This window comes from Citrobacter amalonaticus (assembly GCF_001559075.2).
Lineage (GTDB): Bacteria > Pseudomonadota > Gammaproteobacteria > Enterobacterales > Enterobacteriaceae > Citrobacter_A > Citrobacter_A amalonaticus_F.
The window spans coordinates 1,621,267-1,635,098 of record NZ_CP014015.2 but is presented as its reverse complement, the minus strand read 5'-3'; the positions used below and the strand labels follow the sequence as shown (position 1 = coordinate 1,635,098).

The 13,832-nt window shown below is 55.9% G+C and carries 13 protein-coding genes; 8 read left to right on the top strand and 5 right to left on the bottom strand.

Features of this window, described 5'->3' with window-relative positions; translation table 11 throughout:
* The first annotated feature begins 49 nt into the window (after positions 1-49).
* The 7 genes from AL479_RS07820 to AL479_RS07790 all read left to right on the top strand — a co-directional run bounded on the left by AL479_RS07820 (position 50) and on the right by AL479_RS07790 (position 8,185).
* Complete coding sequence (locus tag AL479_RS07820) at positions 50-805, top strand: CDP-diacylglycerol diphosphatase (RefSeq protein ID WP_061075676.1); 756 nt, start codon at positions 50-52, stop codon at positions 803-805.
* 265 nt (positions 806-1,070) lie between these two features.
* Entirely contained in the window at positions 1,071-2,405 is a 1,335-nt protein-coding gene (locus tag AL479_RS07815; RefSeq protein WP_042325550.1) for an MFS transporter, read from the top strand.
* Positions 2,406-2,415: 10 nt separating this feature from the next.
* On the top strand, positions 2,416-3,366 hold the full coding sequence (locus AL479_RS07810; RefSeq protein ID WP_061075675.1) for an aminoimidazole riboside kinase: 951 nt from the start codon (positions 2,416-2,418) through the stop codon (positions 3,364-3,366).
* A gap of 18 nt (positions 3,367-3,384) precedes the next feature.
* On the top strand, positions 3,385-4,425 hold the full coding sequence (locus tag AL479_RS07805; RefSeq protein ID WP_044328837.1) for an ADP-ribosylglycohydrolase family protein: 1,041 nt from the start codon (positions 3,385-3,387) through the stop codon (positions 4,423-4,425).
* Between the two features lie 62 nt (positions 4,426-4,487).
* On the top strand, positions 4,488-5,210 hold the full coding sequence (locus AL479_RS07800) for a GntR family transcriptional regulator (RefSeq protein WP_061075674.1): 723 nt from the start codon (positions 4,488-4,490) through the stop codon (positions 5,208-5,210).
* 85 nt (positions 5,211-5,295) lie between these two features.
* On the top strand, positions 5,296-6,600 hold the full coding sequence (locus AL479_RS07795; RefSeq protein WP_061075673.1) for an SLC13 family permease: 1,305 nt from the start codon (positions 5,296-5,298) through the stop codon (positions 6,598-6,600).
* Between the two features lie 112 nt (positions 6,601-6,712).
* Positions 6,713-8,185 (top strand): DASS family sodium-coupled anion symporter, encoded by a 1,473-nt coding sequence (locus tag AL479_RS07790; protein WP_061075672.1) that lies wholly within the window; start codon positions 6,713-6,715, stop codon positions 8,183-8,185.
* Positions 8,186-8,227: 42 nt separating this feature from the next.
* Here AL479_RS07790 and tpiA read toward each other — a convergent pair whose 3' ends face one another.
* A complete protein-coding gene (tpiA, locus tag AL479_RS07785; protein WP_061075671.1) occupies positions 8,228-8,995 on the bottom strand; it encodes a triose-phosphate isomerase in 768 nt (255 codons plus the stop codon).
* Positions 8,996-9,107: 112 nt separating this feature from the next.
* A complete protein-coding gene (locus tag AL479_RS07780) occupies positions 9,108-9,704 on the bottom strand; it encodes a YiiQ family protein (RefSeq protein WP_061075670.1) in 597 nt (198 codons plus the stop codon).
* 100 nt (positions 9,705-9,804) lie between these two features.
* Between AL479_RS07780 and AL479_RS07775 the strand changes: the two genes are divergently transcribed.
* Positions 9,805-10,233, top strand: coding sequence for a DUF805 domain-containing protein (locus tag AL479_RS07775; protein ID WP_061075669.1), 429 nt, complete (start codon positions 9,805-9,807; stop codon positions 10,231-10,233).
* 75 nt (positions 10,234-10,308) lie between these two features.
* On the opposite strand, the gene fpr is transcribed toward AL479_RS07775, so the two are convergent.
* The 3 genes from fpr to glpK form a co-directional block, all read right to left on the bottom strand.
* Positions 10,309-11,055 (bottom strand): ferredoxin--NADP(+) reductase, encoded by a 747-nt coding sequence (gene fpr, locus AL479_RS07770; protein ID WP_061075668.1) that lies wholly within the window; start codon positions 11,053-11,055, stop codon positions 10,309-10,311.
* Positions 11,056-11,151: 96 nt separating this feature from the next.
* Positions 11,152-12,162 (bottom strand): class II fructose-bisphosphatase, encoded by a 1,011-nt coding sequence (gene glpX / locus AL479_RS07765; protein WP_061075667.1) that lies wholly within the window; start codon positions 12,160-12,162, stop codon positions 11,152-11,154.
* 159 nt (positions 12,163-12,321) lie between these two features.
* Positions 12,322-13,830, bottom strand: coding sequence for a glycerol kinase GlpK (gene glpK / locus AL479_RS07760; protein WP_042325572.1), 1,509 nt, complete (start codon positions 13,828-13,830; stop codon positions 12,322-12,324).
* Positions 13,831-13,832: the final 2 nt, after the last annotated feature.

Here is a 13,832-nt window from a genome sequence, read left to right as displayed (position 1 = left end):
CATCATTTTGCGTTACTCTTGCAGGCCGTTGAGATACAGGGAACGCGTTATGAAAAAAACAGGCTGTGGACTACTGGCCGTTGTCGTTATTGTCGCAGCGGCAGGTTTTGGCTACTGGAAGCTGGCCGGAAACCCGGATGCGTTACGTAAGATTGTCCTTGAGCAATGCCTGCCCAACCAGTTGCAGCATCAAAACCCTGCGCCATGTGCCGAAGTGAAGCCCGATGCCGGATATGTGGTCTTTAAAGATCGCAATGGCCCGCTGCAATATCTGTTGATGCCGACTTACCGCATTAACGGCACCGAGAGTCCGTTGCTGGTGGAACAATACACGCCGAATTTCTTCTGGCTGGCCTGGCAGGCGCGCGATTTCATGAGCCAGAAGTATGGCCAGGATATTCCGGACCGCGTTGTTTCGCTGGCAATCAATTCGCGCAGCGGACGGACGCAAAACCATTTCCACATCCATATCTCCTGCCTTCGTCCTGATGTCAGAGCGCAACTGGACGCTAACCAGGCCAAAATCAGCACCCGCTGGCTACCGTTGCCGGGCGGACTGCGTGGTCATGAATATCTCGCCCGTCGCGTGACGGAAAGCGAACTGGCGCAGCGCAGTCCGTTTATGATGCTGGCAGAAGAGGTGCCGGAAGCGCGCGAGCGAATGGGCAGCTATGCGCTGGCGCTGGCGCGTCAAAGCGATGACGCTTTTGTTCTGTTGGCGACGCAGCGCAACATGCTGGCGTTTAACCGGGCCTCGGCGGAAGAAATTCAGGATCACGACTGTAAGCTCCTGACTCAGCCCTGATCGCCATGCCGACGGTTGTCGGTGTTTTTTTGCACAATCTCCCACTTCAGGCCAGCGAAGATGTATCGTTGGTTAAAATAATGTGAATTCGATCAAAAGATATAAAGGTATACCTTTATATCTTTTATGATTCCATTACACTCCCTCATAACACCTGATCCTGGTTTTCTGGGTCATGCGTTAATCATAAAAGCTTTTATTTCACGTAGTTACGTCATCCTTTTTTCGACATTCTTGCGCTGAACGGCGCAAAAGGAATACCGATATGAAATTGTCTATCGTGGAAAAAATAGGTTTCGGCGCCGGGGATATGGCGATCAACGTAGTGATTATTGCCATGCAGCTACTGCTGGCATATTTCTACACGGATATTTACGGTTTACGGGCAGCAGATGTGGGGGTGCTGCTGGTGGTTGTGCGGATGATCGATGCCATTATCGATCCGGCAATGGGAATGCTGACCGACAAAGTGTCGACCCGCTGGGGACGCTATCGTCCATGGTTGTTATGGTTTGCCATTCCATTTGGCTTTGCCGTCTATCTGATGTTTATCACGCCGGATATGGCGTATACGGCGAAGCTGGCGTGGGCCTATTTCACTTACATCCTGATGACGCTGGTCTATACCGCGATCACCATCCCTTACATCTCTCTGATTGGCGTCATCACGGACGATCCGGGCGAGCGTCTGAGCGCCAACGGGTATCGTTTTGTGATGACCAAAATCGCCGCGTTTCTGGTGACGATTGTGGTTCCCATGCTGGCGGTCTGGCTGGGACAGGGCAATAAAGCGCTGGGTTATCAGCTCTCTATGGGCCTGATGGGGGCGATGGGCGCTGTGCTGTTTATCTTCTGCTTTATGACCACCCGCGAACGCAGCGAGCCTGAGTTGCCGTCACTGTCAGTCAAACAGCAGTTCGCGAATCTGCTGCGTAACGACCAGTGGCTGATTCTGGGCGTGGTGATTATGTTGCTGATGTGCGGCTACGTGATCCGCGGTTCGGTCGCCGCCTATTACGCCAAATATTATCTGAATGGCGGTGACAGCCTGATTTCACCGTTCCTGACCGTCGGCGTCGTGGCGTCTATTCTGGCGATGATTGCGACCACGTGGGTGACTAAGTTCTGGGACAAAATAAAAATGTTCCGCTACACCCAACTGATGACTTTCGCGCTGAGTATCGGCATGTATCTCTGCGTCGGACAGCAGAACCTGATCCTCGCCTTTGTCTTTTACTTTCTCATCAACTTCTTCTGCGACATGCAAATGCCGGTGTTCTGGTCTTCCATCGCGGAGGCGGTCGATTACGGCGAGAAGAAAACCGGGCTGCGCGTTTCCGGACTGGCTTTCGGCGGCATTCTGTTCTTTCAGAAATTCGGGATGGGGATTGCCGGCGGCGTCCTTGGCTTCCTGCTGAGCCACTTCGGCTACCAGGCGGATGTCCAGCAGAGTGCAAGCTCGCTGACCGGTATTGCGCTGATGATGACGCTCATCCCTGCCATCTTCCATCTGGTGGTTGGCGTGGTGATGAAAAAGTATCTGATCAACAACGATTATTACCGCGATATCCAGAGTGAACTGGCGCAGCGTCAGGCGTGAGGAGGAGCAGATGAGTCATCTCAAAAAAGTCTGGGTGATTGGCGATGCGTCCGTGGATCTGGTGCCGGAAGGCGCGGACACCTACCTGAAATGTCCGGGTGGCGCATCGGCTAACGTCGCCGTTTGCATCGCGCGACTGGGTGGCGACTGTGAATTTATCGGCTGTCTTGGGGAGGATGACGCCGGACGTTTCCTCCGCCAGACGCTGGCGGAAAACGGGGTAGGCGTGGGTTCATTGCGCCTCGACCCACAGCAAACCAGCGCGGTACTGATCGTCAATCTGACGCCAGAAGGCGAACGCAGTTTTACCTATCTGGTACATCCCGGCGCGGACACTTTTGTCTCGGTGCAGGATTTACCGACCTTCAGCGCCAACGAGTGGTTTTACTTCAGCTCGATTGGCCTGACCGACAGTCCGGCGCGTGAGGCGTGTCTGGAAGGCGCCAGACGCATGAAGGCGGCGGGAGGACACGTCATGTTCGACGTCAACCTGCGCGTCAGCATGTGGCGGGATACCCATGAAATCGCCCCCTTACTCGCACAATCTATTGCGCTGGCCTCTATTTGCAAGGTCTCTGCGGATGAGCTGTGTTGGCTGGGTAAGGTCGAACGCTGGCAGGACGCACGCTATCTGATGCGTGAACTTGGCTGTGAAACCACCGTTATCTCACTGGGCGATGCAGGGGCGTACCTGGTGACGCCAGAGGGCGAATGCGCGTTTCCGGCCGCAAAAATTTCCGTGGTGGACACCACCGGAGCGGGCGATGCGTTTGTCGGCGGGCTGCTTTATACCCTTTCACAGGCCGCTTCCTGGGACAGTCACTTGCTGGCGCAGGCGATCGGTACCGCCAACGCCTGCGGCGCGATGGTGGTCACGGCAAAAGGGGCGATGACCGCGCTGCCTTACCCTGAACAGCTCGCGGCTTTTCGCGCCAGCCATCCACTGGAACAAATATGCTAAACCGTTAAGGAGTCATTCATGCACGTTGAAATTAACAAAATACTGGGCTGCCTGATTGGTGCCGCTGCGGCGGACGCGATGGGCGCGGCGACCGAAGTGCGTACTCAGCAACAAATTCGCGAATACTTCGGTGGCTGGGTAACCGGTTTTGAGAAACCGCCCGCCGATACGTTTGGTCGCTGTAATGAAGCCGGAATGTGTACCGATGACTTTATTCAGGCGAAGTACATCATGGACGCCCTGCTACAGCACCATCGTCAGGTGAGTGATGAGGCAATGCGTGAAGCCTTCCAGCGCTGGCTGGCCTATCCGTACTACGCCAATTTTACCGGGCCAACCACCCGGGCCGCGATGAAAGCCATCTTTAACGATAATCGCGTATCCCTGCAGGGGGAACTGGAAGGCGAGAAGCAGTCGGTACAGATTATCAATAAGGGGAATGCGGAAGCCACCAACGGCGCGGCAATGAAGATTTGGCCTGCCGCTGTATTGCATCCTGGCGACATAGAAAAAGCGATTCAGACTGCGCTGGATATCTGCCGCTTTACCCACAATAACGTACTGGCGATGTCTGGTGCAGCGGCGATGGCGGCGGCAACCAGCGAGGCGCTACAGTCTGTCGCGAGTGCGGAAAGCATCATTGCGGCCGGGATTTACGGCGCTGACCGGGGCTATGCGCTGGCGGCAGAACAGGGTGCGATGATGGTTGCCGGGCCGTCGGTGGCGCGTCGTATTGAACTGGCGGTGGCGATCGGCAAGCGGCACGCCCACTGGGAGACGGCGATTGTCGAGATTGCCGATATCATCGGGTCCGGGCTGCACGTCAGCGAGGCGGTTCCGGCAGCGTTTGGTCTGTTCGCGTGTTGTCCGGATTCGGCCGTTGATGCTATCATTTCCGCCGTTAATATCGGCAATGACACCGATACCGTCGCCACCATGGTTGGGGCACTCTCCGGCGCCTGGCACGGTGCTGATGCTTTTCCTGCCGACTATTTAACTACCGTTAATCGTATGAATCATTTCGATTTGGCTGAACTCGCCAGACAGATTAAAGGGTAGCGCGCTGCCCTGCGGGGGCGGCGACAACCGTCCCCGACTGGCAGACTTTCGAGGTAAATGGCTTGCAGGTTGATAAAACGAGTTTCACTCCGCTGTATAAGCAGTTGTTTTATATCATCTGCCAGCAGATCCAGAACGGCACTCTGCCGCTGGGGAGTCAGTTGCCAACGCAAAAAGCGATCGCGCAAACCTATAATGTGTCGCTGATCGTCGTGAAACAGGCGTGGAGTGAGTTGATCAACGCCGGTGTGATCACCTCTCAGCGCGGAAGTGGTTCTGTGGTGAGCGCGGTGCCGGAAGGCGTCAGCTATGGTCATACCTTTCGCGGGATCACCAGCGACCTGCGTGATGCCAGCGTGGCGGTTGAGAACCGCATTCTGGAGATCGCCACACGCCGGGCGCGTGATGCGCAGGAAGATGGTTTAAGCCTGCCGGCCCATCATCACTATCTCTATATTTCTCGGGTGCGATACCTGAACGAGCGCCCGTTTAACCACGAGAAAATTTATCTCGATCTCTCCTTTTTTCCGGGCCTCACGCTGACGGCCGATGAACTGGCCCATACCTCGCTTTATCACCTGTTGAATGTGAAAAGCGATTCGGCGATCGAAAAGGTCGATGCCATTTTGCCCGGTCCCGATCTTTGTGAGAAGTTGCAGATCGCTGAGAACAAACCGCTTCTTTCTGTGGCGCGCCAGACGTTTATGGCGGGGGAAGCGCATCCCTTTGAGTATTGCCGCTACTATGTGCTGTCTGACTACTTCGGCGAAATCCATTATCACTAACCCTCTGCTTTTTTAGGGGGAGACGCGCGTTTACAGAAGGGGGATGCCCCCGTATTCTTGTTGAAAAAAACAACAGGAGACAGGCATGTCGCTCTGGTTTTCACACCCTCTGTTTCTGCCCTCGCTGGTGGTGATTGTCACCATCCTGCTCTGGGCAACCTCGCTATTGCCGGAATTTATCACCGCGCTGCTGTTCTTCACGGTAGCGATGGTGGCGAAAATCGCTCCACCGGATGTCATCTTTGGCGGCTTTGCCTCCTCGGCGTTCTGGCTGGTATTCAGCGGCTTTGTGCTGGGCGTGGCGATCCGCAAAACCGGACTGGCGGACAGGGCGGCTAGAGCGCTGTCATCACGGCTGACGGAATCCTGGCCGCTGATGGTCTCAAGCGTGGTGCTGCTGAGCTATGCGCTGGCGTTTGTGATGCCCTCCAATATGGGGCGTATCGCACTGCTGATGCCCGTCGTTGCGGCGATGGCGAAGCGTGCCGGGATCCTCGATGGCACTCGTGCGTGGTATGGACTGGCGCTTGCTGTGGGTTTTGGCACTTTTCAGCTTTCCGCCACCATTCTGCCCGCCAACGTGCCGAATCTCGTGATGAGCGGGGCGGCGGAGGGGTCGTACGGCATCCACCTCAACTATCTGCCTTACCTGCTGCTGCATACGCCGGTATTAGGCTGGCTGAAAGGCGGGCTGTTGATTGCGCTGATCTGCTGGCTGTTTCCCGGAAAACCCCATGCGCCCCGTGAATTCTCACCACCGGAGCCGATGAGCCGCGACGAAAAACGGCTGGCCTGGATGTTGGCAGTCGTGCTGGTGATGTGGGTCAGCGAAAGCTGGCATGGCATTGGCCCGGCGTGGACCGGACTGGCGGCAGCGGTCATCACCCTGTTACCGCGCGTCGGGTTCATCAATGGAGAGGAGTTTTCCACGGGAGTAAACATCCGTACCTGCATTTATGTTGCCGGTATTCTTGGCCTGGCGAGCGTTGTGACGCAAACCGGTATTGGCAGTGCGGTCGGTGAAGCGCTGCTGCATGTGATGCCGCTGGATCCGGAGAAACCGTTCACCAGTTTCCTCGCCCTGACCGGCATCACCACCGCGCTTAACTTCATTATGACCGCCAACGGCGTTCCGGCGCTGTATACCACCCTGGCGCAGAGCTTTTCTGAGGCCACGCAGTTTCCGCTGCTGTCGGTGATTATGATTCAGGTGCTCGGCTATTCAACGCCGCTGCTGCCGTATCAGGCATCGCCTATTGTGGTGGCGATGGCGTTGGGCAGGGTGCCGGCGAGAGCCGGGATGCTACTGTGTCTGGTGCTGGCGGTGACGACTTATCTGGTCCTGCTGCCACTGGACTATGCATGGTTTAATATATTAGGAAAATTGTAGTGTTAATTGCCTGATTATTTTAGTTTTGTGAGAGGGTGGTGAGTTTTACCTGCACGAATGACGGTTAATACTGAAACGCATACTTATGCGCAGGATACTCAAGGATTGATCCATGGATAGATTGACCCCCATTCGCGGTTGGCCCGCCATCATCTCGATTGTTATCACACTGACCATCTGGTTTATCATCCCTTGTCCGGCGGACGTGACGCCACAGGCGTGGCATCTGCTGGCGCTGTTTATCGGCACGATTGCGGCCATTATTGGTAAAGCGATGCCCATCGGGGCGATTGCTGTTGTGGCGATCATGCTGGTGGCGATGACCGGCGTGACGAATCCCGGTAAGCCTGCGGCAGCGCTTAACGATGCGCTGAGCGGCTTTTCCAACCAACTGATCTGGCTGATCGGTTTATCGATCATGCTGTCGCAAAGCTTGCTGAAAACAGGACTCGGGGCGCGTATTGGATACGGATTTATTGCGTTGTTTGGTAAGCGAACCTTAGGTATCGCATGGGCATTAACCCTCGCGGAAACGCTGATTGCCCCCGTCACCCCAAGTAACACGGCGCGCGGCGGCGGCATTATCCACCCGGTGATGCGCGCCATCGCCGACAGCCTTGGGTCGCAGCCTGGTAATAGTGAAAATGGCTCAACGGGGCGCTATCTGGCGCTGGTGAATTACAACATTAATCCGATCAGTTCGGCGATGTTCATCACCGCAACGGCGCCTAACCCTCTCATTGTCACCTTTTTGACTCAGGGGACGGATGGGGTATTGAACATGACCTGGGGGATGTGGGCCATTGCGGCACTTCTTCCGGCGGTAGTCTCGCTGCTGGTGATGCCCATCGTCATCTGGTGGCTCTATCCACCTGCCATTACCCGCACGCCCAATGCGCCGCAGTTCGCCCGGCAAAAGCTGGATCTTCTCGGCCCGCTGTCGCTGGCGGAAAAAATCACGCTGGCGGTGTTCATTTTGCTGCTCTGCCTGTGGGCTGGCGTTCCCGCGATGATCATGGGCAGCGGCTGGACCGTTAACCCCACCAGCGCGGCGCTGATCGGCTTATCGATTCTGTTGGTGACGGGGGTATTACACTGGGAGGATATCCTTAAGTGCCGCGGCGCCTGGGATACCATTGTCTGGTTTGCCGCGCTGGTGATGATGGCGGATTTCCTCAGCAAACTGGGACTGGTCGGCTGGCTGGCGACCAGTGTGGGGACGGCAATCAATCATCTTGGCGTCCACTGGAGTATTGCGACACTGCTGTTGATCCTGCTTTACGTCTATTCTCACTACTTTTTCGCCAGCACCACGGCGCATATCACGGCCATGTTCTCCGCCTTCTTCATCGCGGGGTTAGGTCTGGGCGCGCCACCGGCCCTGCTGGGGCTGATGCTCGGTTTCTCTTCCTCATTGATGATGTCGCTCACCCACTATGGTACGGGCACTGCGCCGATTATTTTTGGCTCTGGCTACGCCACGCTGGCGGAATGGTGGAAGACGGGGCTGGTGATGAGTGTGGTGAACCTGACTATCTGGGCGGTGACCGGGGCTTTCTGGTGGCGCTGGCTGGGATACTGGTAATACGGGGATCAGTCGGGGGAGAGGTTCCCCCGACTGCACAACTTAAGCCTGTTTTGCCGCTTCAGCTGCTTTGACGATCACAGCGAAAGCGTCAGCTTTCAGAGAAGCACCGCCAACCAGCGCGCCGTCGATGTCCGGCTGAGTGAACAGTTCTGCCGCATTGGCTGCGTTTACGGAACCGCCGTACTGGATGATGACCTGCTCAGCAATTTTCGCGTCCGCTTTGGCAATGTGGTCACGGATAAATTTGTGAACAGCCTGTGCCTGCGCTGGCGTTGCGGATTTGCCGGTGCCGATTGCCCAAACCGGTTCGTAAGCGATAACCACGCCTTCGAATGCCGCAGCACCCTGAGTTTTCAGCACGGCGTCGATCTGACGCGCGCACACTTCTTCTGTTTTGCCCGCTTCGTTTTCAGCTTCGGTTTCACCGATGCATAGAACCGGAGTCAGACCCTGCTCTTTCAGCACGGCGAATTTTTTCGCGATCAGTTCGTCAGACTCTTTGTGGTAAGTACGACGCTCAGAGTGGCCAATGATGATGTACTGTGCGCCGATGTCTTTCAGCATTTCAGCGCTTGTTTCACCGGTAAATGCGCCGGACAGGTTCAGGTCAACGTTCTGTGCGCCCAGGAGGATGTGGCTACCGGCCGCAGCGTGTTTTGCCAGATCGATATACATTTCCGGCGGCGCGATCGCTACCGCACAGCCAGCGACGCCAGCCAGCTCTGTACGCAGGTTAGCAACCAGTTCGTTTACCATGTGGCGGCTGCCGTTCAGTTTCCAGTTACCCATCACTAAAGGATGTCGCATTTCTATTCTCCACGCTTTGTCAGCGAATTAAGGAAGATGGCCGCCCCTCAGGGCAGCATGGTCTGTGAAACAGTATAGAGATCACTCCCCGGAAAGGCTTTGCTTTTTATCATCAATTGGACCCGTCCAGGTTTTCAGATAACGCCAGCTTAATCGGTTCAACCGCGAAGGTCAGCCCCTTTTCGCCGTTATCTGCGACAACATAGCGAATTGCGCCTTCGGTCTCCGCGTAATAGCGCTTATTTTTCCCCGACGTAAGCAGCTTTTGCAGCTTTTTCTGGCTCTGCTCTTTGGTCAGCAAGGGGGCGACCGTGCGGATCACTGCCGCCATATATTCCAGCGCTTTGGCTTTCGCCGCTTTCTGTTCTGGCCCCTGAATCGGCAGCCAGGTTATCTGCATGCTCTTGATCTTCAGCGTTCCGCGCTCAAGAGCGGTCGAGGCGTACAGGTTTTCATTAATTTTGCTGGCCGCACGGGTGAGATTGGCTTTGTCGCGACTACTGTCGATGGCGCGGAATTCATTTAAGGTAAGCTTCGGATTTTGCGTATTAAAGTTTTCGCGAAACTGGCTGATGGAAAGGTCAAACGTGGGAGCGCCAGCGAGTAAATACGGCGCGGTGGTGGCCGCCAATGGCTCAGCCGCCAGCGTCGGAGGGCTGGAGAGCATCGCAGAAAACAATAATAAAAACAGTGAACATCCTGGCTTCATCAATCTTACCTTTCGTTATGACTGTTCACGATTAAAACGATAACCGTCTGGCTTGTCAAAAGGGTAAACTGTCGAAGATAGTCATTTTAAAGGAACAGACATGACCCTACAGCAGTGGTTATTCTCATTTAAAGGGCGTATTGGACGCCGTGATTTCTGGATCTGGATTGCGCTGTGGATTGTCAGCATGGTGGTTCTGTTTTCGCTTGAGAGTCAAAAATTACTCCCCGATCAGATTGCTCCCTTTGCCCTGGTGTGTCTGCTCTGGCCGACGGCGGCGGTTACGGTGAAACGTCTGCACGATCGTGGGCGTTCGGGGCTGTGGGCATTATTGATTATTCTTGCCTGGATGCTGTTAGCCGGCAACTGGGCGATTTTGCCGGGAATGTGGCAATGGGTAGTCGGACGCTTTGTACCGACGCTGATCCTCATCATGACCCTTATCGACCTGGGGGCGTTTGTTGGTACCCAGGGCGAAAATAAATACGGTAAAGACACGCAGGATGTCGCGTTTAAATCAGCGCCCTGAATCGCACGCCGGATGCGCTTCGCTTGCCCGGCCTACGGTAGGCCGGTTAAGGCAGAACATTCATCCGACACCGTATTACCAGTAGTGTTCTGCGGTCATATGACCAGGCCGGCGGCGCAAATGTTTGGTCATCTGCCGGGTCTCTTTCAGCAACTGCTGCGTGTCGCGAACCATTTGCGGATTTCCACACAGCATCACATGGCTGGTTTCTTTATCCATCGGTAAGCCTACCGCTTTTTCCAGTTCGCCACTTTCAATCAGTGCCGGAACGCGGCCGGTCAGTGAACCTGCGACGGTCTCCCGGCTCACCACCGTCTGGATCCGCAGTTTGCCTTCGTAGCGCTTTTGCAGCGCCTGCATCAGCGGCAGGTAGCTTAAATCGGCGGCGTAGCGTGCAGCATGGACCAGCACCAGATTTTTGAAACGTTCGAGATCTTTACCCAGTTGCAGAATCGATAAATAGGGACCGATGGCGGTGCCGGTTGCCAGCATCCACAGCGTGTCACAATCCGGTACTTCGTCGAGCACAAAGAAGCCAGCGGCTTCGCTCACCACCTGTACTTCATCGCCGGGCTTGAGTGCCGCCAGACGTGGGCTTAGCTTACCGTCAGGCACGGTAACCAGGTAAAACTCCAGATCGGGATTATCAGGGGCATTCACATACGAGTAAGCGCGCTGAACGCGCTCGCCGTCAATCTCAAGACCGAGCTTGGTAAATTGACCTGCGGTGAAGGGATGAACGGGGGCGTGAACGGTCAGACTAAACAGGGCATCGGTCCAGTTCTGTACCTTTGTGACTTTGCCTGTTACCCAATCTGCCATGGTTTTCTCCTGTACTGGTCTCGTTCCCTTATCTTCGTTCGTTGGCGGAAAGATTTCCAGCCCGGAGGGGCTGGAAGGCTCGAACGAACAAATCAATTACAGGATGTGCGCCTGCACGTCCGGGTCTTTGCGATCGAGGTAGTGAATCGACTGAATGCGGCGGATGGTGCGTGACTTACCGCGGATTAGCAGCGTTTCGGTGGTCGCGATATTACCTTTACGGCTGATCCCTTCCAGCAGATCGCCTTTAGTGATGCCGGTTGCGGAGAAGATGACATTGTCGCTGCGCGCCATTTCATCCAGACGCAGCGCTTTACCGGCCTCGATGCCCATTGCCTGACAGCGTGCGAGCTCCTGTTCGCCGATGCGACGGTTCTCTTCGCTGTCGCCTTTGACATCATGACGTGCCAGCAGGCGGCCCTGCATGTCGCCATCCAGCGCGCGGATTACCGCAGCGGACACCACGCCTTCCGGCGCACCGCCAATCCCGTACAGCACATCCACTTCGCTGTCCGGCATACAGGTCAGGATGGACGCGGCAACGTCGCCATCAGGAATCGCGAATACGCGTACGCCAAGCGTCGCCATCTTTGCGATCACGTCATCATGGCGCGGTTTCGCCAGAATCGTCACCGTCAGTTCGCTCAGCGGTTTGCCCAACGCGTCGGCGATATTGCGCAGGTTTTCTTCCAGCGGCAGATTGAGATCGATGCTGCCTTTTGCGCCTGGTCCGACAATCAACTTTTCCATGTACATGTCAGGCGCGTTCAGGAAGCAGCCCTTGTCACCAACGGCCAGAACGGCCAACGCGTTAGCCTGGCCCATCGCCGTCATTCGTGTGCCTTCAATAGGGTCAACGGCAATATCCACCGCGTCGCCGCGACCGGTACCGACTTTCTCACCGATGTAAAGCATCGGCGCTTCGTCGATCTCGCCTTCCCCGATCACGATGGTTCCGTCAATGTTGACCTGGTTTAGCATTATGCGCATGGCGTTAACCGCCGCGCCGTCGGCGGTGTTTTTATCACCACGTCCTAACCATTTGTAGCCAGCCAGCGCCGCCGCTTCGGTTACGCGGGAAAATTCGATGGCAAGTTCTCGTCTCATAGCAAACTCGTAGCAGAAAGGAATGGCGCGAAGTGTAGCACAGGGGAGAAGAGGGAATTATTGATATCAGAGGGGGAGTGTGCGGGGTTGTTCCCGCACCCGTAATACAATTCGTAGGCCGGATAAGACGCTTTCGCGTCGTTATCCGGCAATTCACGATTACTCTTCGTGGTCTTCCCACGCCAGCGCGCGTTTGACCGCTTTCTTCCAGCCGCTGTAACGGTAGTTACGCTCGGTGGTTTCGATGCCAGGACGGAATTCGCGTTCGATGACCGCTTTCTCCTGTAGTTCATCAAGGTTCTGCCAGAAACCGACCGCCAGACCGGCCAGGTAGGCCGCACCTAACGCCGTTACTTCACGCACTTCCGGACGCTCAACGCGCGTGCCGAGAATGTCAGACTGGAACTGCATCAGGAAGTTGTTGGCGACCGCGCCGCCGTCCACGCGCAGGGCGTGCAGGCGAATGCCGGAGTCTGCTTGCATTGCTTCCAGTACGTCACGGGTCTGGTAAGCGATAGATTCCAGCGTTGCACGGATGATGTGGTTGGAGTTCACACCACGGGTCAAACCGAAGATCGCGCCACGCGCATACGGGTCCCAGTACGGCGCGCCCAGGCCGGTAAAGGCCGGCACGACGTACACGCCGTTGGTGTCCTTCACTTTGGTCGCGAAATACTCGGAATCGAAGGCGTCGCTGATGAGCTTCATTTCATCACGCAGCCACTGAATGGAGGCGCCCGCCATAAACACGGCGCCTTCCAGCGCATAGTTCACTTCCCCGGTCGGGCCGCAGGCGATGGTGGTCAACAGGCCGTTTTCGGACTTCACCGCTTTCTCGCCGGTGTTCATCAGCATAAAGCAGCCGGTACCGTAGGTGTTTTTCGCCATCCCTTCCTTCACGCACAGCTGGCCGAACAGTGCCGCCTGCTGGTCACCGGCGATGCCGGAGATCGGAATACGCGTGCCGCCTTTACCGCCGATGTTGGTCTGGCCGTAGACCTCGGAAGAACGACGCACTTCCGGCAGCATGGCGCGTGGAATATCCAGCGCATCCAGCATCTTGTCGTCCCAGTCCAGCGTGTGGATGTTGAACAGCATGGTGCGTGAGGCGTTGGTGTAATCCGTTACGTGTACGCGTCCCTGGGTCATTTTCCAGATAAGCCAGGTGTCAACGGTACCGAACAACAGTTCGCCGCGACGTGCGCGCTCACGAGAGCCTTCGACGTGGTCGAGGATCCACTTCACCTTGGTGCCGGAAAAATACGGGTCAATGACCAGACCGGTGTTATTGCGGATGTACTCTTCCATGCCATCGCGCTTCAGGCGTTCGCAGATATCCGCGGTACGACGGCACTGCCAGACAATCGCGTTATAGATAGGTTTACCGGTCTCTCGTTCCCAGACGATGGTCGTTTCACGCTGGTTAGTAATCCCGATAGCTGCAATCTGATCGGAACTGATGTCCGCTTTCGCCAGGACTTCCACCAGAGTAGAGCTCTGCGTTGCCCAGATTTCCATCGGGTCGTGTTCTACCCAGCCTGCTTTCGGGTAGATCTGCTCAAATTCGCGCTGTGAGACGCTTACGATATTGGCATCATGATCCATCACGACGGCGCGGGAGCTGGTGGTTCCCTGGTCGAGCGCAACGATATATTTTTTCTCAGTCATAA